This is a genomic window from Halpernia humi, assembly GCF_900108025.1.
Taxonomy (GTDB): Bacteria; Bacteroidota; Bacteroidia; order Flavobacteriales; family Weeksellaceae; genus Halpernia; species Halpernia humi.
On sequence record NZ_FNUS01000002.1, the window covers coordinates 406468 to 429092 of the forward strand.

Annotated in this window: 21 protein-coding genes; 20 read left to right on the forward strand and 1 reads right to left on the reverse strand. The window is 32.9% G+C overall.

Translation table 11 applies throughout. The features are described 5' to 3' along the window. Position 1: 1 nt before the first annotated feature. Entirely contained in the window at positions 2 to 3043 is a 3042-nt protein-coding gene (locus tag C4S29_RS06855; RefSeq protein ID WP_103913389.1) for an Eco57I restriction-modification methylase domain-containing protein, read from the reverse strand. Between the two features lie 135 nt (positions 3044 to 3178). Between C4S29_RS06855 and C4S29_RS06860 the strand changes: the two genes are divergently transcribed. The 20 genes from C4S29_RS06860 (at position 3179) to C4S29_RS06955 (ending at position 22621) form a co-directional block, all read left to right on the forward strand. Continuing rightward, positions 3179 to 4408, forward strand: a complete 1230-nt coding sequence (locus C4S29_RS06860; protein WP_146063273.1) for an ApeA N-terminal domain 1-containing protein — start codon at positions 3179 to 3181, stop codon at positions 4406 to 4408. 1153 nt (positions 4409 to 5561) lie between these two features. Next, positions 5562 to 6356 (forward strand): hypothetical protein, encoded by a 795-nt coding sequence (locus tag C4S29_RS06865; protein WP_103913391.1) that lies wholly within the window; start codon positions 5562 to 5564, stop codon positions 6354 to 6356. Positions 6357 to 6413: 57 nt separating this feature from the next. After that, positions 6414 to 6764: a hypothetical protein gene (locus C4S29_RS06870; protein ID WP_103913392.1), complete on the forward strand. Its 351-nt coding sequence runs from the start codon at positions 6414 to 6416 to the stop codon at positions 6762 to 6764. Positions 6765 to 6772: 8 nt separating this feature from the next. Further along, positions 6773 to 8221 (forward strand): relaxase/mobilization nuclease domain-containing protein, encoded by a 1449-nt coding sequence (locus C4S29_RS06875; protein ID WP_317045069.1) that lies wholly within the window; start codon positions 6773 to 6775, stop codon positions 8219 to 8221. After that, the gene (locus tag C4S29_RS06880; protein ID WP_103913394.1) at positions 8222 to 8872 is read left to right on the forward strand and encodes a ParA family protein; all 651 of its coding nucleotides are present in this window, start codon (positions 8222 to 8224) and stop codon (positions 8870 to 8872) included. Then, complete coding sequence (locus C4S29_RS06885; protein WP_146063274.1) at positions 8847 to 9497, forward strand: hypothetical protein; 651 nt, start codon at positions 8847 to 8849, stop codon at positions 9495 to 9497. The genes C4S29_RS06880 and C4S29_RS06885 overlap by 26 nt, the downstream gene beginning before the upstream one ends. A gap of 58 nt (positions 9498 to 9555) precedes the next feature. Next, entirely contained in the window at positions 9556 to 9849 is a 294-nt protein-coding gene (locus C4S29_RS06890) for a DUF4134 domain-containing protein (RefSeq protein WP_317045070.1), read from the forward strand. Positions 9850 to 9926: 77 nt separating this feature from the next. Then, positions 9927 to 10145, forward strand: a complete 219-nt coding sequence (locus tag C4S29_RS06895) for a hypothetical protein (protein ID WP_317045071.1) — start codon at positions 9927 to 9929, stop codon at positions 10143 to 10145. Between the two features lie 3 nt (positions 10146 to 10148). Beyond that, positions 10149 to 13214 (forward strand): TraG family conjugative transposon ATPase, encoded by a 3066-nt coding sequence (locus C4S29_RS06900; RefSeq protein ID WP_103913398.1) that lies wholly within the window; start codon positions 10149 to 10151, stop codon positions 13212 to 13214. After that, positions 13201 to 13857, forward strand: a complete 657-nt coding sequence (locus C4S29_RS06905) for a hypothetical protein (RefSeq protein WP_103913399.1) — start codon at positions 13201 to 13203, stop codon at positions 13855 to 13857. Before C4S29_RS06900 ends, C4S29_RS06905 begins: the two co-directional genes overlap by 14 nt. Positions 13858 to 13873: 16 nt before the next feature. Continuing rightward, complete coding sequence (locus tag C4S29_RS06910; RefSeq protein ID WP_103913400.1) at positions 13874 to 14551, forward strand: hypothetical protein; 678 nt, start codon at positions 13874 to 13876, stop codon at positions 14549 to 14551. Positions 14552 to 14611: 60 nt separating this feature from the next. Next, positions 14612 to 15229 carry a hypothetical protein gene (locus C4S29_RS06915; RefSeq protein WP_233740500.1) on the forward strand — a complete coding sequence of 206 codons (618 nt, stop codon included), beginning with the start codon at positions 14612 to 14614 and terminating at the stop codon, positions 15227 to 15229. 7 nt (positions 15230 to 15236) lie between these two features. After that, the gene (locus C4S29_RS06920) at positions 15237 to 16058 is read left to right on the forward strand and encodes a hypothetical protein (RefSeq protein WP_185116950.1); all 822 of its coding nucleotides are present in this window, start codon (positions 15237 to 15239) and stop codon (positions 16056 to 16058) included. 3 nt (positions 16059 to 16061) lie between these two features. Beyond that, on the forward strand, positions 16062 to 17285 hold the full coding sequence (locus tag C4S29_RS06925) for a hypothetical protein (protein WP_103913402.1): 1224 nt from the start codon (positions 16062 to 16064) through the stop codon (positions 17283 to 17285). Between the two features lie 49 nt (positions 17286 to 17334). Next, the gene (traK, locus tag C4S29_RS06930) at positions 17335 to 17949 is read left to right on the forward strand and encodes a conjugative transposon protein TraK (RefSeq protein WP_103913403.1); all 615 of its coding nucleotides are present in this window, start codon (positions 17335 to 17337) and stop codon (positions 17947 to 17949) included. Then, on the forward strand, positions 17949 to 18314 hold the full coding sequence (locus C4S29_RS06935) for a hypothetical protein (protein WP_103913404.1): 366 nt from the start codon (positions 17949 to 17951) through the stop codon (positions 18312 to 18314). Before traK ends, C4S29_RS06935 begins: the two co-directional genes overlap by 1 nt. Beyond that, positions 18304 to 19524: a conjugative transposon protein TraM gene (traM, locus tag C4S29_RS06940; protein WP_317045072.1), complete on the forward strand. Its 1221-nt coding sequence runs from the start codon at positions 18304 to 18306 to the stop codon at positions 19522 to 19524. The genes C4S29_RS06935 and traM overlap by 11 nt, the downstream gene beginning before the upstream one ends. Beyond that, complete coding sequence (gene traN / locus C4S29_RS06945; RefSeq protein WP_103913405.1) at positions 19517 to 20386, forward strand: conjugative transposon protein TraN; 870 nt, start codon at positions 19517 to 19519, stop codon at positions 20384 to 20386. Before traM ends, traN begins: the two co-directional genes overlap by 8 nt. 95 nt (positions 20387 to 20481) lie before the next feature. Next, positions 20482 to 20625: a hypothetical protein gene (locus C4S29_RS14730; protein WP_159969833.1), complete on the forward strand. Its 144-nt coding sequence runs from the start codon at positions 20482 to 20484 to the stop codon at positions 20623 to 20625. 7 nt (positions 20626 to 20632) lie between these two features. After that, positions 20633 to 22621, forward strand: coding sequence for a type IV secretion system DNA-binding domain-containing protein (locus tag C4S29_RS06955; protein ID WP_103913407.1), 1989 nt, complete (start codon positions 20633 to 20635; stop codon positions 22619 to 22621). The last annotated feature ends 4 nt before the right edge of the window (positions 22622 to 22625 follow it).

Below are 22625 nucleotides of genomic sequence, written 5' to 3' on the forward strand. Positions count from 1 at the left end.
GTTAGTTTTCTTCTACTATTTTTATTTCTTCCTCACTCAACCCATAAAGTTCATAAACCATTTGATCTATTTCCTTATCTGTACTTGCAATTTTAGATTGTATTTCTAATGCTTTGCTTTTTTCCTGGTCAAAATAGTCTGCCCATTCTGCTTCTTCGGAAAGGGTGAGTTTTATTTTTTGATTGCCTAATTCTTTGATGAAATCTGCATAAGAGAGATTGTACCAATCTTGCAGTTTTTTGGTTAAGTTTAAATTCTCAAATTTCCTTTCGCAGGTTCTTTGGAATTTTGCTGAAATTTCTTGGAGCGTTTTGTTGAGAGAAAGCATTAAATCCGCTTTTTTTGATAATACTAAATCTTGTTCATTAGAAATCCGGGGAAACGGAAACGAAGCTAAATTGTCAAGACTTATTTTTGCAAATACTTTCCCTTTTATATCATGCAATAATCTGTAAAATAACGTGGCAGGTTTAGAATTTAATATTGCAAGTAAACTTTTAAGACTAGGTCCGTGATCAAGTTTATAAATACCATGGACTAAAGTGTCAAAATAGTAATTTCTCAAATCTAATGCTGCAATCAATTTATCTCCAGTCTTTCGTATTACTATTTTTTCATTTTCAAACAATTCTGGCTTTCTCAATGCAAAATCAATTTTAGTTTGACTTTTCATTCCTTGCTTTGATTTAATATCTTCCAAGCTGATAGTATTAATTAGATTTTCATCATAATTAATAAAATCCCCACTCCAATTAATTGTGTATTTATTGATATTCTTACCCCATATAATATGCTTATGGTTTAATGTGTGCTTTGCTTCTGAAATCAAAATATGTTTAATATTTCCAGGATTCAAGCCATTTTTGAGTTTATAAAAATCTTTAATTGAATTTAACTTTAATAGTTTTATTAAAATGACTTCTTTATCCTGATTTATTACAGATATTTCAGAATTAGGTATGGTTAAAAAGAACTTTTGAGATTGATAACTTTCTGTAATATTGCGATTGGTAATAAAATTAGAAATTTTTTCAGATTCAGCTAATCTAAATGCTTTGTTTAAATCAATTTCTTGCTTAATTTGAAAGTTTAGAAGTAAGCTACTACCTACATCTGCATCTTCAAAAACCTCTTCTGTTATGGTATGTATTTCGTTTATCTGTACACAACGTAAAAGCTCTTCCCTAATAGTTTTATAAAAAGTATTGAATAATAATGATTTAGGAATGATAAAGTGAATTACTCCTTTGTCAAGTATCTGTAGCATTCTTTCTATAAATAAAATATATAAGTTAATTTTATAACTTGTTAAAGGAAAGTTTTTTAGATAGTGTTCTTTTTCAATATCACTCATGAATATACCATAAGGAGGATTCCCAATGACAACATCAAAACCTCCTTTAGCAAAAACCTGTGGAAATTCTTCTTTCCAATTAAATGCTTTTTCCCCGGCAACTTCAGGATCATCTATTAGAGAATTTCCACACTTGATGTTGTTGTTCAAACTGTTCAGTTTTCGGTTGGGTTCTGCAGTTCGAAGCCAAAGAGAAAGTTTTGCAATTTCTACCGATTCTTCATTCAAATCAACTCCAAAAAGATTATGTTCTAAAATACTTTCGCTGTGATAAGAAAATATAATAGGAACATTTCGCAGTTTTGCTTCCAGTTCATCAATGTATTGATGTTCATTAATTAAAAAATTCAATGCTTCATTCAGAAATGCTCCAGAACCACACGCAGGATCTACAATGGTAATTTGCAACAACCAAGCTCTGTAATCATCTAACTTATTGAGCAGATTTTTAAGGGTTTTCTGTTGTCTTTTTTTATCGGTTGAATATTCTTCCTCTACAATTTTGAATTCCGTTTTCTTTTCTTCGCATAATTTACCCACCGTATTTTCTACAATGTATTTGGTGATGTATTTTGGAGTGTAGAAAACGCCATCTTTCTTACGTTTGGATTTAGATTTATTGATTTCCTGACCTTCTAATTCGGCTTTTATTTCATCAATTTCATTCAAAGAATTTTCGAAAATATGACCAAGAATATTCACATCTACTTCACTTGCAAAATCATATTGAGAGAGTTTGAAAGTATGTTCATACAGAATTTTGTCATCAATTTTGATGTGATCCAGAATTTCGTCTTCTTTAAACAAACCGCCATTATAAGCATAAACTTCTGGGTTTTTACCCGAATTTAAATATTCAAAATTTTGTTTGTACCGGTCATAAAGTGGAAAGTAAGCATCTAAATCTTTCAACTTATTCCAGTCTCCAATTATTTTCCTGATGTAGTTTGGTGGCAATAAACCTCGGTCTTCGCCAAAGAAAAGAAAAAGCAAGCGATCCAATAATTTTTGCGATTTCTGAAAAAGTATTAGTGGATCATATTCCGGATTAAGCTGCGTTAAGTTTTGAAATAATTCCCTTTTGAAAACCGAATAATCTTTGTACAATTTTTTGGTAATGATATCTTCCTGATTGAGAGATTCATCTTTTAATTTTTTCGGAACATCATTTTTAATATTTTCAAAAGCCAAAATAAGATACATCAAATTGAATTGTTCTTGCGATAATTCAAACAGATTAAACTCAATATTTTCAATCGCATTATCTACGTAAAACCTCAATTTTTCAAAATTGGAGGTGATGACATATTTACAATTATCCTGATTATTTTTGTAGCCAAAAGCCTGATCTTCAATTTTAGATAGATCGGTGGTATTGGTTCCTTTTAACTCAATGATTGCAGAAACTTTATCATTAATGATGATTGCGCCATCTGCTTTTTTGCTGTCTTTTACGTTTTTATATTCGGTGGTCAGGTTAAAGTTTGGCGTTGGGTTTTTTGTGTAACCTAAAACATTTACAAAAAGATCAATCAAAAATTCACCTTGATATTGTTCTTCCTTACTATTCCTAATGTTTTCCTGGATAAGAGGATTTTGGAAATGCGTACGAAATAGGTTCCATTTTGCAAGGAGATTTTGTGCATTTTGAGTTTGCAAATATTTGGCAATGATAGTTTTTTGAAACATTTTTGAATTTAAGCATTAAAAATAAACAATTGAGAAATAGTTAACAAATTGAATTAAGTATTAGTGCTTTTCTTATATTTGACTTATATGATCAAAGATCTAATTGATCTAAAGCGAAAGTTGTTACATAATGTTATGAAAAGTCAAATAGGAAAGATTCAAATTAATGACGAAGTATATGTTGCTGATTTACAAACAGATCTCAAGACTGTATTTCTGGTGAAAATAATAGACTTTCGACTTCGGCAGAGTGAGACTATAGATATTGCAATTGGACTTTTCGAAGGTTTAGGAAAAGTTACTTTAGTTAGTGGTTATGCAAGCAGCGGAAGTTTTGGTAATCTCGACATTCAAACATTTGATTTTCAATATTTAATTAAGGGGATACAATTCTTAAATATCGCAGACATAAAATCAAACATATGTTCATTTGAATCGGAAATATTAAAAAAAGTTTTTAACGATACGATAATTTTCAGTGGCGGAATAGAAGGTGAATTAAGTAAGAAGCCGGTTAGGTTACTTGAGAACGATCGCTTTAAGATTAATTTTTATAATGGTTTAAATAGCCGCGTAACAAGAGAAATGCATTATACTGCACGACAGTATAAATATTTAAGTATAAAATCAATTGGTGGTTCTCTACCTATTTGGGATTTGCTTCAAATTGCTGGAAGATTTAAAAAATTAATATACCTTCTTGGCTTTGGAGATGGTGATAATGTAGATATTTTCACCTTCATATTATATGAGAATAGAAAAAAACAACGTTTTCAATTATATGGATGGGATTATAAATTACCGCGAACAAAATTTAATATTTTAAATATCCACGAAATTACATTTACAGAATATTTTAATAAAGAAATGGTTGAAAAATGGATATTTAGTGAAGACTACCAGAAATTGTTTGATATCCTTTTCGAAAGACATTTTCTAAAACAAGTTAGTCCTGAAAATGCTTTCCTAAATTCTATATTTGCTTTAGAGAGATTTTACAGGACGTTTGTAAAGCAGATAAAAAATTCATTAAATAGCAAAATAAAATATTTTACGGATATATTTCGACAGGTTTTACCTCCTGATGTCGAGACTTCCAACTACCTTAACAGACTTGAAATTACAAGGCATTCATTATCTCATTTTGAAGATAAACCAACCGCTTTCATCGGTATAGATCTTCTATATGCATCTGTTTATGTGGAAGCCGTCCTGATTATTTCACTTTTAAAAAATATTGGAGTTTCTTCTGAACAAATTGCATCTTTAACGCAAAATACCAGGGGAAGTATCAGCGATATGTATTATCTAAATAAAGCATTACGTTTCTCCTATCCATCAGATTTATTTTCCAAAAATCAATAAATTTTGAATTTTTTTTCATTTTAAAATTTCAAATTAAAAATAGCAATTTTAAGAAAAATTTTATTTGCCCCAAATTATAGCAACTGAAATCTTAATTATGCTACAATTCATATCTATATTTGTACATGAAACTTCACGCCTAAATAATAGAATTAGCAACACCGAAAAGGGATAATGCAGCATCATCCATAATTATTCAATTTGTAGATGATACAGAAGGTCAATACTTCGAAGTTTTTTGTCCAGATTTTGACCCTTATTATACCAAAATTAGAAAGTGGGATATTTGGGAATTATCAATAAAGTGGAAAAGTGAAATATTTACTGATCCGAAAACCGAATTGAAGTCCTATTTTACGCATTTAATCTGCACAAAGGCTTCACCGATTTTTCAGATGGATAAGTCGTAAATTATAATTAATATTATTTAGCACTTTAAAACTGTAAACCTGCGTAAAATAAACGCAGGTTCAGAAACAGTATTAAGCCAATAATTTTATTTTTCATTGTCTTTTGATTGGTTTTTTCTGCGGATGAGAAATATTTATCTGAAATTTTCGATGCTTTAAATTTCTAACCTGCGTAAAATAGATGCAGGTTATTTCTTTAACCTGCGTAAAAAGATTACAGGTTTTCACAATATCTGCGAAAAAAAAATATACCAACCTGCGTAAAATGTATGCAGGTTATTTTCTGTACCTGCGTAAAATAAATACAGCACCTGCGTAAATTGAATACAGGTATAAGTATTACCTGCGTAAAAGAATACCAAGTACAATTCTTTTCTTTTTCAAAAGCAATAATTTTGTATTCAACTGAAATTAAGTCTTTTACGAATTCTAAATTTTTGTTTTTAGACCTCTCATAAAATGGGGGAGTTTTGATAGCAAGATGTGTCTTTGTACCCACAACTTTTCAAGTTGGTTTACAAAGACGAATCTTGCCTTTTTGCAAAAGGGGAAAAAACTTCGGAACTCGTTTTTTTTCATTGGGAATAAGATTTAGAGTGCAGAATAACCCAAATTACACTTTTTTAGACTTTTTTTATTCTGTTTTGAACCCAGATTAATAGTTTTTAGCCCAAAGCATTGATGCAGTGTTGCTTCGCTTACATTGATTCCTCAATTTTGCCCTGAAATTATAAATCAAATAGATGGGTAAAATACTTTATTTCTTTTTATGTCTACTTACAGTATCACTTCAGGCACAGGTCGGAATTAATACTACAACACCTGAAACAACTCTGGATGTTGTTGGAAAACCAAATGACTCTAATCACTATGATGGAATAATTCCACCCAGAGTAACAGGTGATCAACTTTCCGCAAAATTCTATTCGTCTGCGAAAAAGGGTGCAATTGTATTTGCAACTTCTGCGGCAAATAATCTGTCTGGTCAAGTTATTAATGTTAACGAAGCCGGACCCTATTATTTTGATGGAAGTTTGTGGCAAACTTACTCCAAGGAAGTTCAACCAATTGAATACAGGATTGTACTATCTTTTGATCCGAACAGTACTTCGGGATTAACTTCAACTTCTACCTGGTCTGCACCAGTTAATTATTACGGAAACACCAACGTATATCTTACCGCTTCTAAATATTATTCTATCGGCACTAAAAACTTTGCAGGTTTAAAAGGGGCTGTAACTTTCAGAAAGGTTCATGGAATAGTAAACGTTTATTTTCAAATTTTTCGATCTTCAGATTCAGCACCGGTTGTAAATAATGCATTTATTGGAATGGCGGACATTTTTAGCGATATCGGATATATCCCAAATCAGATCGTTTTGCTACACACAGAAAATTCAACTCAATTTTTTCCAGCACTTTTAGAAAATTACGCTTTACAAATTCCTGTTTCTTCTTTAAATCAAATGTCCACATCCTATTACACGTATGGAGAAGTACAAGGCTTTTCGAACTGGATAAAACCCTACCTGCCGTAAAGTGAAAATATTTCAAATACAAACACAAATGATGATTTTATTTTTTAACAGACGAAAATGGTTAAGGAACATTTAATAAAATTAAGAATAGAAAAATTTAAAAAAGAAGAATGGAAGAAATTCTGTAACGCGAGAAATATTTCATTAACAAGTCTAATCATTAATTCTGTAGAAGGAAGAATACTGGATGACGAGAGAAGAATGATATTAAAGTTTATTGAAAAACAAGATAATCTATTTGTGAAAATTGAAACCAACATTAATCAGGTTGCGAGGATTGTAAATGGTCAAAAACACATCAGCGATTTAGAATTGGAAAGATTTTCGGATCAACTGATTAAAGTTGTTAAACTGAAAGAAAAACAAAATGCTGTTTTTGTGAAAATTTACACAATGCTGGCAAAATGATCGTGAAGATGATGCCGGCAGCAGGCGCAAGTTTTCCCGGGGTGAATTACAACGATAAAAAAATAAATAACGGAAGAGGCGAATTAATGCTGATGAAAAACTTTCCTTCTTTCATTAATGAGTCAAGTGATAAGCAACAGGTCAGAGATTATTTGAGAGCGATTTCGGTAGGAAACAAAAAGATCATTAAGCCACAATTTCATGCGATGATTTCTACAAAGTTTCAGGAGCACTCTAAAGTAGAATTAACAGAAGTTGCGGAGAATTTTATGAGAGAAATGGGTTATGGAGATCAGCCTTTCACAGTCGTTTTTCATAGTGACACCGATAATAATCACGTCCATATCGTTTCAACAAGAGTTGATAAATCAACCGGGAAAAAGATCAATGATAGTTTTGAAAAACTAATATCGCAGGAGGCATTAAGTAAAACACTTGAAAAACTGTACAATATAAAACCTGATGAAGAACTTGAAAAATTATTGAAATATAAAGTCAACACCATTAATCAATTGGAACTATTGCTGGAGAGAAATGGCTTTGTAATGATTAAAAATAAATTGGATGAAAAGGCTTTTGATATTCTGAAAAATGGATTGAAACAAAGAACAATAAACAGTGAGCAAATAAATTTTGAGACCAATAAAAATGACAGCAGAAAGAATCAGATAATAGCAATTTTAATTAAGTACAAAGCAATTCATTCGAACAAGGTATTTAAAGTTGAGGATAGCAGAAGGCAGAAATCTGTCCTACCAGAAAATAAGGATAAAAATGAAAAGGATATAAGTAAAGTAAAAGTAGAGTTTGAAAGTGAACTGCAGGAAAAAATGCGAACCCTTTTTGGGATAGACATGGTGTTTCATCATAAGGATAACCATCACCCATTTGGATATTCGTTGATTGATCATAAATCCGGGAAAGTCTATAAAGGAAGCGAGATTACAAAAATGACTGATCTGTTTGAGTTTACCGATGAGAAAATTGATAAACAATTATTTGAAGTTTTGAAAGATTATCACATTCCGAACGAAGAATCAAAATCAGTGCTTTTAAAATTTTTGCGAAAAACTAAACCAGAAATCAGACTGCAGAAATTCATGCTTTTCGAAAATAAAAAAAATAAAGATCTCGAAACCTATCGAAAAATTCAGGAAGAAATAAAACATCATGTTAGAAATAGTTTGAATAAAAGGAATGATAACCAAACAGTTTCCATTGTGAAAAGTGAAACCGGCAAGTTTTACGCAATCAGTCAGGAACATCATTTCGTAGGGGAACTGCAAAATTTAATTGGAGAAAAGGAGTATCAGAAATTTTTAAATCCTCAAAAGGAAGTTGCGGGAAAAGTGATGAAAGCGGTTGACGAAATGTTTTTTGAATTGATGAAAATTTCAGGAACGGCTAAAGATCCCGGAGAAAACGAATTGAAAAAGAGAAGAAAAAAACGAAAATAGATGATAATCACTTTTGCAACCCAAAAAGGAGGAACCGGGAAAACAACCCTCGCCATTGCTTTTGCGAATTATATTTCGGCAATCTCTGAAAGGAATATCAATGTTTTCGATTTTGATTATCAGAAATCATTTTACCAGAAATGGAAAGAAGATGAAGAGTTAGACCTACCAAAATTATATGATGTGGAAACTATCGGAGAAGAAGTCGAGCAGCCATTTTCAGATTTTGAAACAATTCTGGATTTGAAAGATAACGACGATATCAACCTGTTTGATTTGGCAGGAACGCTAGATGCAAAGTACAGTGATCTGTTAATTTACAGTGACTTTATCATCATTCCATTTGAGTATTCAGATGTTTCGGCAAAATCAACTTTAGTATTTGTCAGTTTTTTGGGAATACTGGAAAGTCAGTCAGAACGAATTTTCATTCGCTCAAAATATGATAAGGGCTACAAATACCTGAATCAGGAAGGAATGGATGCTGAAATAAAAAAATACGGAACATTAATTAAAAGCCCTGTTTTTAAAAGAAACTGTCTGCAAACAATTGACACCAGAAAATTGACTTACGAGCAGAAATATGCAGTTAAAAATTCATTTAACGAAATAATAACCTGTATTAATGAAAACCTGGATACCAATATTTAACCCAGTTCTACACTATTACTCTTTAGAGAAACTATTATTTATGACAAAATTTTTAATCATTCTAATTGCGCTTTACATCCTGTACTACATAGGAAATATCGTTTATGATCTCTTCATAAAAAAGGAATCTACTTTGGTTACGGAGGAAAGCGATGTTTTTTCTTTGGCTGAATTTGAAGAGCAGAACAGGGATGATGTGACCACAGTAGGAATCGAAGATGTGGAAAATCTGAACACCCCAAAGTCATTTAATAAAAGGGAATTTCCGGTCAGCAATGATCTGTCAGAAGATAGAGAAGACATTGAAGTTTGGCGGCAAAGATTTGAGTCTGAACAGAATATTGACTCTTTTGAATCTGGAATTTTATCAAATAAAGAGGAGGAAATTGCTTCCGTAAAAATAATTGAAGAAAATTCCAATGACCAAGGTAATACTGAAGATGAGGATGCAGATGATCACAATGAAAGTATAGATAAATCATTAGAAGCAGCCAATATTCAGGTCCCTCGAAAAGTGGATAATGCACAATTCAGAGAAATGTTTAATCAGGCAGAAACCATTGTACAAACAATTGAGCATGAAGATGGTCGCAAAGTTTTTCAAAATAGAGCAGTTCAAAAATAACACTTATTAAACCTTAAATATTTTAAACAAAATGAATCGAAATTCAAAAAAACACAACATGATGAAAAAAAGTTTAACAGCCTTTATTGTACTGTTTTCAGTTAGTTCAACATTTGCGCAATCAGGAGGTAGTGCGGCGTTAGGCGCAGCCGCAACAACCATTTCAGGATATATCAATGATCTTGGATTACTGATTTACGCAATTGGTGCTATTGTAGGAACTGTGGGTGGAATCAGGATTTACAACAAATGGACAAACGGTGACCAGGACATCAACAAAGAGATTGTTGGTTGGGGTGGTGCCTGTATCTTCCTTTTGCTAGTTCCGACTTTCATCGCTGCCATTTTCTAGTGGGCTACTTTCTTTATAAGGGGCTTAAAAAACCCCTTATTTTCTTCGGACTCAAAGATAAATACATCTACTATGCAATGGGGTCAGCCGTTGGAGGACTTGTTCTTATAGCAATACTTTCGTCACTATTCGGACTATTTGGAATGATCATCGGAGCGGCAATCGGTGGAACCGGAGTTTTTTCAAGTTATAAAACACAGGATTCTAAAGGACTTTACAACAAGACTAAAAACGAAAATGAACTGCACATTATGCCTGCCAGATTCAAAAATGCAAAACTTTTATCTAAAAAATAAAATATGAACTTAAAGAAAAAGACATTTGAAATTCCTTTTATCGGTTACGATTACGGGAAAGATAACAAATGGAATTTTGATGCGCTTATCGGTCAGTTTGGAAATCCAATAATTGGAATACAGATCAAAAATAATGTGGAGCAATATTCTGCGGATCCAGATGCCTATCTGCAATTTCATACTATTTTGAATCAGGTTGTTGCGATTATTGGCGAAAATCATATTGTACAGAAGATTGATATTTTCAGTAAACAAACTTATGTTGCTGAAAAATCGACAGAATTTTTGCAACATAAATATTCGGAACATTTTGACGGAAGATTATTTAAAACAATAGATACACTTTTACTTTTCACTGATATTGTAGATCAGAACAATAAGAAAAATACCTACAAATATTCTGCGAAATCTTACAAAGTTTTGCGCGATAAATGTTTGAAAATATTCATGCTTCTCTCTCAAAATGAATGTAATCCTCATTTTTTAAAGGAGAAAGATTTAGAGTATTACATCAATGGAGTTCTCTCAATGAACTTTTCCAAAACGCCTTCATTTAACAATATCAAAGCCACCAGTGAGCATTTGATTATTGGAGATAAGTTCGTAAAAACAATCAGTTTTGTAGATGTTGAAAGAATAGAACTTCCTTCTGAAATTGAAACTTATTCCTTTTTAGGTGGTAATGGATCTGCGTCTGAAACAGCGGTCGATAATTTTTCCTTTATCAATGAATTGGATGATTATAAAACCATTATCTACAATCAAATTATCTCCATTCCACAGCAATCTTCCAAACAGAGGGAACTGGAAAAGAAGAAAAAGAAACATGAAGGTGTTGCAAATAATTCTCCTTCCAACGCCATTGTAGCAGAAGAAATTGATGACCTGCTGCATAATATCGCAATGGACGGCCAACTTATCGTTGATGCTCATTTTTCGATGTGCTATTCTACAGATTCTTTGGAAAAAATGGAAGAAACCCAATCTTTGATTGAAAACAAATTGTTCATGAAGGGGATAATAGTTTCGCAAAATTCCTATAACCAGTTGGAACTATTTCGATGTTGCATTCCGGGCAATGCGGTGGAATTGAAAACATACGATCTTTTTACAACGACAAGCGAAGCGGCCTTGTGTTTTTTTTTTAAAGAAAGTTATCCCGTGAACGAAGATTCTAATTTCTACCTGCGGTTTACCGATCGACAGGGCGTTCCATTAAAGATAGATCCTTCAGATTTACCAATGAAAACCGGCAGAATAAATAACAGAAATAAGTTTGTACTTGGTCCGTCCGGTTCTGGTAAATCTTTCTTGATGAATAATATCGTGGAGCAATATCTGACCTATAATTATGATGTAATTATTGTAGATACGGGTGATTCCTATTCCGGACTTTGCGCGTATAAAGGTGGAAGGTATATCCAGTACACGGAAGAAAAGCCGATTACGATGAATCCATTTCTAATGGATAAGAATGAATTTAATATAGAAAAGATTGAATTTTTAACCAATCTCATTTTTCTCATTTGGCAAGGTGCAGATTCTACGATGAGTTCTACACAAAAATCCATTTTAGATAATGTTTTGATGTCTTATTACCACCAGTTTTTCAATGGAGGAACTGATTGGTTTGAGAACAAAACTTCAGAAGAATTGTTTCAGTATTTAAGAAAATACAATATTCACGAAGAAGATATTCAGGCAGAATACGAACAGGATTTAAAAGAAAATCAGAATTATTATGATGTTTTAGAGATTGCTTTTAATGCTACGGCAAGCGACATCAGAGATCAGGGAAGAAAGTTGATTTCATTACATCATCCCGATAAAAATATAAATAATCCAGATTACGATGCATCCAAATTTTATAGAGTTTTTGAAGCCTATGAAACTTTAAATGATGCAGAGAGAAGGAAGATTTATGATGAAACTCAACTCATTATAACAAAAACAAAAAACATTGTCAAACGTCCTGAAAATAGTGATGAATGGCAGCATGCAATTAGAAATGCGCTGATAAAAAGAATCACTGAATTAGAGGAAAAACTGTTTGTTCCGGAATTGTCTTTCAATAGTTTCTATGATTACTGCGATCAGTTTTTACCGATTTATTTGAATAATAAAAAGCATAAAATTGATGAGAGTGAATTCAAACTGCGTACGTTTCTTTTTGTTTTAAAAGATTTTTACAAAGGAGGAAGATATGGGACAACCTTAAACGAAAACGCCGACAATACTTTATTTGATGAGCCTTTCATTGTTTTCGAGATTGACAATGTTAAAGACAATCCGAAGTTATTTCCAATCGTGACACTTATTATCATGGACACTTTCATTCAAAAAATGCGATTACGGAAAGACAGAAGGAAAGCCTTAATTATTGAAGAAGCCTGGAAAGCAATTGCTTCAAAACTAATGGGTGGATATATTCTTTATCTCTATAAAACGGTAAGGAAATTCTGGGGAGAAGCCGTGGTTGTTACGCAAGAGTTGGATGATATCATTGGAAACACTGTGGTAAAAGATTCTATCATCAATAATTCGGACACGTTCATTTTACTTGATCAGACAAAATTCAAGGATAATTTTGACAAAATCGCTTCACTTCTTTCACTTAATAAAGTCGAGCAGAATAAGATTTTTACAATTAATAACCTGAATAATAAATTCGGGAGAAGCAGATTTAAAGAATTTTATATCAAGCGCGGATCCAAAGGAGAAGTCTATGGAAATGAAGTTTCACTCGAACAATACCTAACCTACACCACTGAAAAGCCCGAAAAAATTGCCATTGAATATTACGCAGACCATTGTGAAAATTATGATAAAGCGCTTCAATTATTCGTAAAAGATTTTACAATCCTTGATGATAAAATGGAGAATATGGTTGGTCTGGTTAACCTTTACAGGCAGCCATTAGATCAAGATGTGATAGAATATTACAAACAATTGCAGGCGCAATACAACGATCAAAATATTTTAAAAATTATTGATCAGGAATTGGCTGACAGGCAAATGAATCTAAAAGAACTCGTTGAATCCAAAAAATTTGAATATGAAAAAGTTTAGTATTTCATTATTGCTAATGGCGGGAAGTTTTGCCTTTGCGCAAAATACATATATCGATGTTACTACCACACTTGCTCTCAAGTTATACTCTGACAATCTGGAAAATCAACAGGAAAAAACTATTGAGCAACAGACGAAATTACAGCAGGCTCAAACCTGGGTAAGCACACAAATGGCGGTGGCGAATAATATTCAAAATAAAGTATTGAAAGGTCTGAATGAAGTATCCGGGACTTTAAAGAACGGAGTTCAAGTTGTGAGCATTTATAATGAATTAGACCGGTGTCTTCAATATTCTAACGACATCTTAATATTAACAAGTAACAAACCACAGTATTCGGTTTTCGGCGTAAAGGCAACGCAAAAAGCCTATGAGCAAGTGATAAAATTAAGCACAGACGTTACGGATCTATTGAAACCGGGTGAATTAAATCTTGCAACTGCCGGAGATCGGTATAAACTACTTTTTTCAGTTTCTCAAAATGTGACGATGTTGAAAATTTGGTTGCTTGCCACAAAATTAAATATTGAAAGAGCAATCAGGTTGGGTTGGTTCCAGTCGATTAATCCGTTCCAAGGGTATATCAATACAGATATGAGCATTGTAGAAAATATCATGTGGACATACAAAAATAGATTTTAGACTTAAAATATCTTCTATGAAAAGGAAACTTATTCTTCTAATTATTCTGCCTGCAGTTTATGTGGTTTTAATTTCTTCCGGAGGTAATTCAACACCGCCGTGGCAAAAAGAAAACGTCTCTTTTCCAATGATGAATCAGGAAATCCGCCACACTATGGAAGAAAATGATCGTCAGAAAACAATGAAAAGCAAACAGGACATTAATTTAACGACTGAAGTAGTAAATAAAAAACAGTGGGAGAAATTTAAGGAAACAACGACGAAAATTCAGGAGAGATTACGATTGGTTGATTTTGCAATGCAAGCCATTCCGACAGGCTATGCTATTTATTTGGAAAGTCAGAAAATTCAGGATATCCAGACGAAGATTATTACTGAAATCCAGACTGCGCCTTACTCTTTGGCGGTCGTGTTACCTGCAGAAATAAAATTTGTGGATGATATGCAAATGGTAGTCAGATTACTTTCGGGAATCGTGATTTCCTATGGCGCTATCAATCAAATGGAGAAAGCAGAAAGGAAAATATTACTGGAATACGCATTAGGAGAAGTCACAAATTTAAGGAGAGATTCCTTATTCATGTTGATGAAAGTTAGAGATATCAAGAAGAAGGTAGAATGGACCAAGTTTGTAATCCTCAATTACATCAATAAAGATAAGCAGATCGTAGAACAGATTATCAATCATTTTTAAATCAATTTTATGAGAAATATTTTATTTTTTTCGATCGCTGTCTGCACAACTTTTCTAAAATTGAATGCACAGACTGTTGTTTACAATGACAAACTACTGATGCAGTTGACCAAAAATCAAGCGGTGCGGTTGGCCAGTAATGAATCTTACTTAAATTCTTATGAAAAGCAGAAGAAAACCTACGACGAAATTAAACAGAAAATAGCGCAGGTAGTAGCAATTCAAGAATATATCTACGACAAACTCACTAATATAAATTCAGCCATTAAACAGGGAAAACAACTTTATTATTTATCAAAGACTTTTGTTCAAATCGGTATTAACGCAAATGATGTGTTATCGCTTACAGCCCAACATCCAGAGTATGCAATTCTTCTCAATAGATTTTATATCGGTGCAACACAAGAATTGTTGAAGATGCAATCAGAATTAACAAATGATATTCTGCATGAAGAGAATGATTTTTTAATGGATCCTTATGACAGGCAAGTTTTGATTCAAAATCTTTCCACGAAAGCACAAATGGTAAATGGCTATTTAATCTGTATAAAGATCAGATTGAAAAATGCCAGAAAAACACCTTACATCTATCAGATCCCAACCATAAATACTTATGTAAATCTTGATCGAGCGATAGTGAAAAACATAATGACGAATTACAATTTCATTTTTAATTAAAAAAATTATGAAAAGAAATTTATTAAACCAGTTGATATTTATTCCAGCCTTCTTTTTCGCCAGTTTTAGTTTTGGACAGGTCAAAAGATTAAATGATCCCTCGATTGTTGCACATAACAAAAGAATGGTATTTGAATCCTGGGGAGATTTTCGTCCTTACCCAAAATACACGCTTGGCATTCAAACCAATTTCGCCTACGCAACGGTTTGGGGTTGGCTATCTCCTGCTAAAAATAGAGATTACAAAGACGGTGCAGATATTCGTCCGTTAAAGCCAAACGGTCTTGAAGTGCAAAGACTTGTTGAACTGGAATTTCAAAGGAAGGAAGCGGAAAAAATAAAAATTCAGGTTGATACACTTTATACCCGGAATGTACAGGATTTAGCACATTGGAGTTCTGCAACTGTTTCCGCAGATCCTCTCTGGCTTTTATATTACAACCGAATGTTGACCCCTTTAAATTCATTTCCAATAAATCCGCAAAATTATATTCAGTGGCAATTGAAAGATGATAAGACCTATCAAAATATGTTGGCAAATGGTGGAATCGCACACCTTGAAAAAGAGTTGGCATTGCTGAAAGATAAATACAAAAATTCACGCACTTTGGATATGCCCCGCGGAAAGCGCTTTCTAATGTATCATGAAACTCTAATAGGTTGGAGGAATTTTAAAAATCAATTAAGAGCCTTTGATAATAAGAATACACTCTATCTGGAATATAAAAAACTACTGACAAAATCTAGAACAAGAATTGAAAGAAACTGGCAAATTAAAGATATCACTCTCGCGCGTAAAGTCATGATGGAATATCATAATAAATTTTAAAAAATGAACAAATATTTAACTCTTACTCTTTGTCTTTTAATCTTCCTGGTACCAACCATTGTTTTCGGACAAACGGGTGACACTGCAAGTTATAATAAACTTTTACAATTTTTAAAAGGCGACGGCGCTTTTGAAAAATGGTTTATGGAAGCATTTACAAAATTGGATACCACAATGGCAGCACAATCGGCAGGAGCCGTGATGCTGGGACAGGCAATTGGTGGTTTTGGCGCTTTATGTTACATGGGTTATCTCGGCTGGCAAATGCAGGAAGGCGCAAGACCTTGGGAGGTAACACCTATGATTCGTCCAACAATCATTGCATTTATTTTAATGTATTGGGGCGCATTTACAAGCATGATCCAATATCCACTACAATCACTTGCTGAACCAGGCATTGCACTATTTCAGGATATTGAAAAGGATGCAAATGATTTGCGGGTAGAGCGGTTTAAAAAGCAAAATCAAATTTTGGAAATTTTAATTAAAACACAAGCAGAAGAGGAAGCAAAACAGGAAACTTTAGACAAATTAGAAGGAAAAGCAGATGACAGTTGGTATGATATCGACGTTGATAAACTTCTTGCACCTGCAAAAGAGTGGTACATGAAAATGGAATTTAAAATCCAGAAAACATTATCTGAAATTATTGAAGCCGTGTCACTAACTATTCTTCGGGTTTGTACTTATTTAATCTTTTTTATTCAAAAAATTTGGAATTACGTCCTTATTATTTTGGGTCCGATCGCTATTGGAATTTCCTTAATACCAGGATTTGAAAATTCATTTAGTAATTGGGTGACAAAATTTATCAATATCAATTTATACACATTTATCACTTATACAATCATCAATATCGGACAGCAGTTGATCATGTCTGGATATCAAATGGAACTGGATAGATACGCTCTAATTATTGATTCAGGTGGAGTTGCAGATATGAATACACTTCGGGTTTATGTTCAAAATAGTGGAATGATGTACACCGCATTATTTCCGGCAGTTGCATACATAGTTACAGGAATTGGAATTTTAATGGTTCCATCTATCGCAGATTCTATTGTTTCTGCAGGTGGCGCAGGAATTATGAGTAAAGGAAAAGCAGCAGGAGGTACAGTTGCAAGTGTTGGACGAGCAGCGACAGCAGCGGCCGCAGGTGGAGCCGCAGGTGCCATAACTGCCGCCAGAGAAATTGCAAAATCAGTTAATAAAATGAATAAAAAATAGATCTAAAATTTTATAAAAGGTTTCATTTCAAATAAAAAATCAATTTAAAATGCTAGTAAAAAACATAGAACAAAAAATCAAAATAAATAAAGCGGTTTCGATAGCCTCAATTCTATTTGCGGTCGTAATCGTAATTGTGGGATTTGTTTTCGCCTACCAATTAATTAAGGATTCAAGAAAATCTCTTTATGTTATTGATAATGGCGTGCCGATTTTGGTCAAGCAAACCGACGAACTTTTAAATCGTCCCGTAGAATACAAATCTCAAGTCGAATTATTTCACAGGTTATTTTTCACACTTGCACCGGACGACAGGTACATTAAAGAAAATGTTGAAAAATCTTTGTATTTGATTGATGATAGTGGAAAGAAGGAATATACCAATTTAAGGGAGAAAGGTTTTTACAATCAAATAATCTCCGGAAACTCACTTGTTACTGTTCGTGCTGATTCCATAAAAATGGATCTGCCAGGTAAAAAATTCATTTACTACGGCACTCAAATGATCAATCGGAAAAATAGTTTAATCATTCGGAAACTGATTACCGAAGGGAATTTTGAGGATATGGTCAGAAGTCCGAATAATCCACATGGTGTGTTATTAAGAAATTGGAGGATTTTAGATAACAGCGAGTTGTCCAACAAAGCAAAATCAAATTACTAATGTTTACAACAAAATATAATGTAACGAAGAAAAATCTTCTTCGGCTAAAAGCGTGGATATATCAACATCCAAAGAAAGTATACCGATACGTAATGGTTACACTGGTAATTTCTTTTGGGTTGATTTTTATTCAATATCACTTTTTCACACCTAAACTTTCGATAGGTAATAAAATCCCAACAATGTATTCTGAAAGTGATCAGATAAAAGCGGATATGAATAAAAGCGATCAAAAAATAGATGTAATCGTTAAGGAACTGCAATCATTGAAAAAGAGAAGAGAAAGCGGCCCACTTTCAAAAAATGACAGCCTTCGAATAGAATATTTGTTCAACCAATATCAAAATTTAAAAAATGGACATTAAGAAAATTAATTTTAAACAGCCTAAATATATTTTCCCACTGATTCTTTTGCCAGTTATATTATTTCTTGGTTTTCAAACTACAAAATACATGGCTAAAGACAAACCGACGGCAGAAACTTCCCAGGATCTCTCATTGAATTTAGGTGAAACTCAAGATTCCATTTTGTCGAAAAATGCGGCTTATGATGATCTATTCGAAAGAGGTGACGGAAGATCGATGCTTGACGGCATGGACAAAGACGAGGATAGTTTGCAAAATTATTCTGATAATCTGGACTATAAGCAGAAGCGATATATAGATTCATTAAAAATTGTAAGAAGTCTGAATAGTGGCGCAAATGGTAATGGTGGAAACGAATCCTATTACAAACAAAAGTCCCAAAATAATTCTGATGAAAAAGACTTTCAGCGTTCTGCGGAAATGATGCGAATGCTGAATAATCAGAGTAATGGAAATGATTATGGAAATAATAGTTCATCTATTAATAATGCTTCAAAATCACCAAGAAACGAGGCTGAAAATGATCCTGTAAAAATGCTAAAAAAGCAAATGTTGATGATGGATTCATTAGAAAAAGCAAAAGATCCGGAATATCAATTAGCCCTTGCCGCGGAGAATAAGTTGAAAAGAAATAAAGAAAAAATGACTGCATTTCTTAATTCAACATTGAGGGTAGATAAATCTTCACTTAATCCAAGTTTTAACTCAATCGCAAAAAAAAACGGTGACAATTTTATTAAAGCCGTCATAGATGAAAATACCAAAGGTTATCTGGGAAGTAGAATTCGATTCAGATTACTTGAAGAAATAAATGTTGGAAAACATAAAATTAATAAAGGAACAATACTGTATGGACAGATTTCTGGCTTTTCTATGCAACGGGTAAATCTAAATGTGATTTCAATTTTGAATGACGGAAACATTTTACCGGTAAATCTTTCTGTTTTTGATATGGATGGAATGCAGGGTCTTTATGTTCCGCAAAGTGACTTCCGGGAAATGCTTCGAGAAATGGGCAGTAATTCTGTGCAGGGAACTCAAATGGATAGTGGTGGAGAAAGTTTTTTCACGAGTCTATTTTCTAGTTTATTCAGTTCCACCTCAAAAACGATTTCAAATATGATCCGGCAAAATAAAGCAAAACTTAAATACAACTCTTACATCTATCTAATTAACGACAAAGAACTTAAAAAAAATAACGATGATTAAAAATTCAATAAAAAACCTCATTTGCGGTCTGTTTTTTCTTTCAACAGCAACCATTTTTGCCCAAACTGAAATAGCAGAAAAAAGGGTTACAGATCTTACCAATCTGGAAATTTCAAAAGGAATAAGTCTGCATATTATTTCACCGGAACCAATTCAGTTTGTGGATTTGTCCACCAATAATTTAACAGGAGATCTACCTGCAGAAAATATTGCAAGAATCAAAATTACTGATGTTTCAGATATAGATTCGATTGCAACTAAAAAAAATATTGACATCAATAATTTAGGAGTGATCACAATCGTTTGCCAATCTTTTATGGCGCAGTATAAAGTAAATTATCTGGATTTTGAGAGGAAAGCAGTTACAAACATTCAAATTCAACCGGAAGATATGCAACCTCTTGAATATCCAAAATTGGCATTTTCAAGTACAGAATTGCAAAAGTTTTCACTGGATATTTTGCGAAAAAAAATAGTAGGTAAACCGATTCGGGAAGTGAAAAATTTTAAATTGAGGATGCAGATTAACAACGTTTATGTGGTTAATGATTACATCTTTTTAGACATGACTTTTTTAAATTCTACCAATCTGGGATATGATATAGATGCAATAAAATTTTCTGTGGAAGACAAGAAAATATACAAAGCAACAAACAATCAAAGTATTGCACTTGATCCTGTCTATCAATTATACCGTCAAAAAGAATTCAAAAAGAATTACCGCAATATTTATGTGTTCAAAAAATTCACTTATCCAAATAGTAAGGTGATGAAGATTCGTTTGCTGGAAGAACAACTGTCTGGCAGAGCAATAGAAATGAAAGTGAAGTATTCTGACATTTTGAACGCAGATACATTTTAATCATGATGACATTTAATATTTATCTAATCTTAATAGTTTTTGCATCTATATTACTTATCTCATTGGGTATTTATCTGCTGATTTTATCCAATAAAATGAGGAAGGAAGTCTTGGATGATTTTGCTCGAGAATTATATTTAAAAGACTGGTACAAAAAAATTGCGGAAGAAATTTATGGTAGTGATACTATTGACAAAAAAGAAAAAGAAAAAGAATTTCTGAAATCTAATAATTTATAAAGCAAACATGCAAGAACAACAGAATCAAATTAAGATTTACAGTTTTTTCCAGAAGATGGTTTATTTCATCGTCTTACTGGACTGCGCATCATTGTTTTTTCTAACCGCTAAAATTCCATTTGTAACAGATTTGCTTACAAAGTTTTCAAAGATGGGTTTATTTTACCCACCTTTAAATGCCAAGTTTTGCACGATAGTTTTAATAGCATTGGTTGCAATTGGAACGAGAGCAAAAAAGAAAATTGATCTTAATATTGGAAAGCAGATCATTTTACCAATAATTATTGGTTTAGCCCTAATGTTTGGTTCCCTTCTAATTGTTTCAGAAGCAGGCAATAATAGTTTGCCGAAAATAATTCCACCTTTAAATTTTTTCCAAATTATTTACACGTTACTATCATTTTTAGGAGCATTGATAGCGCAGGTTGGTGCAGATAACATCTCAAAATTGATGCAGCAAAAAATGGGGAAGGATCGGTGGAATATTGAAGAAGAAAGTTTTGCGCAAAATCAGGAGTTGGTAAATACGGATACTTCAGTAAACATACCATATCTCTTTAGGTTTAATAAAAAAACCAATAAAGGTTGGATCAATATCAATCCATTTAGAGGAACAATGGTTATTGGAACGCCAGGCTCGGGAAAATCTTTTGGCGTCATTAATCCAGCGATCCGACAGATGATTGATAAAGGTTTTTGTCTTTGTATCTACGATTTCAAGTTTCCGGATTTAGCCAAGATCGCGTACTACCATTATTTGTTGAAAAAGAATAGAGATTCGGACTATCATCACGATTTCCACGTCATCAATTTAAATGAGGTTGAAAAATCAAAAAGAGTAAATCCATTTAAGAAAGAATATATCCAAACATTGGCAGAAGCACAGGAAATGGCAGAATCAATGGTGTCCTCGCTTCAAAAAGGAGGTTCAAGTTCGGGAGGTGGATCGGAAGCATTTTTCACACAGTCTGCTATCAACTTTCTCTCTTCGTGTATTTATTTTTTTGCGCGCTTTGAGAATGGCAAATATTCAGATTTACCGCATATTCTATCTTTCATGAACAGGAGTTATAAAGATATTTTTGATACACTTTTTTCAAATGAGGAAATATATTCTTTGCTTTCGCCATTTAAAACTGCTTATGATAATAAAGCATTCGATCAGTTAGAAGGACAAGTTGGAACTTTAAAAATATTCCTTTCCAGACTGGCAACAAAAGAAAGTTTTTGGGTTTTTTCTGGCGATGAAGTTGAATTAAAAATCACGGATAAAGAAAATCCTTCAATTGTCATTTTGGCTTCAGATCCGGGAACACAAGATATTAATTCCGCTCTTTATTCTTCGGTTTTAAACCGAACATTGAGGCTGATCAATTCAAAAGGTAATTTACCGGGTGGAATTATAGCGGACGAGTTTCCAACCATTTATATCCATAAGATTGACAATGTTGTAGCAACGGCCAGAAGTAATAAAATCGCTGTGCTTTTAGGTCTGCAGGAGATCCCACAATTGCGACAGTTTTACAAGAAAGAAGTGGCAGATACAATTTCAGCAATTGTTGGAAATATAATTTCAGGTTCCGCCAGAGATAAAAATACACTCGATTGGATGGAAAAAATGTTTGGGAAAATCAAGCAAAAATCTTACTCACAATCTATATCTCAAACCGGCACTTCTACGAGCATTAATGAAAAAATGGATTTTATGATTCCTGCAGGAAAAATAGCAGCGCTTAAAACGGGAGAAATGGTGGGAATGATTGCACAGGGCGAAGAAAATAATACCGAAGAATATAAAACTTCTGCGATCAGTGGAAAAATAAATCTTGATATGAGCGCTATCAAAAAAGAAGAAGAAAATTATGTAAAGATGCCCGACTATTACTCATTTCTGGATAAGAAAGGTAATAATAGAAAGGAAGAAGTCTTAATGACAAACTTCCGAAAAATAAATATGGAAGTAGAATTAATAGTTAATGAAACTGCAAAAGCATAAAAAT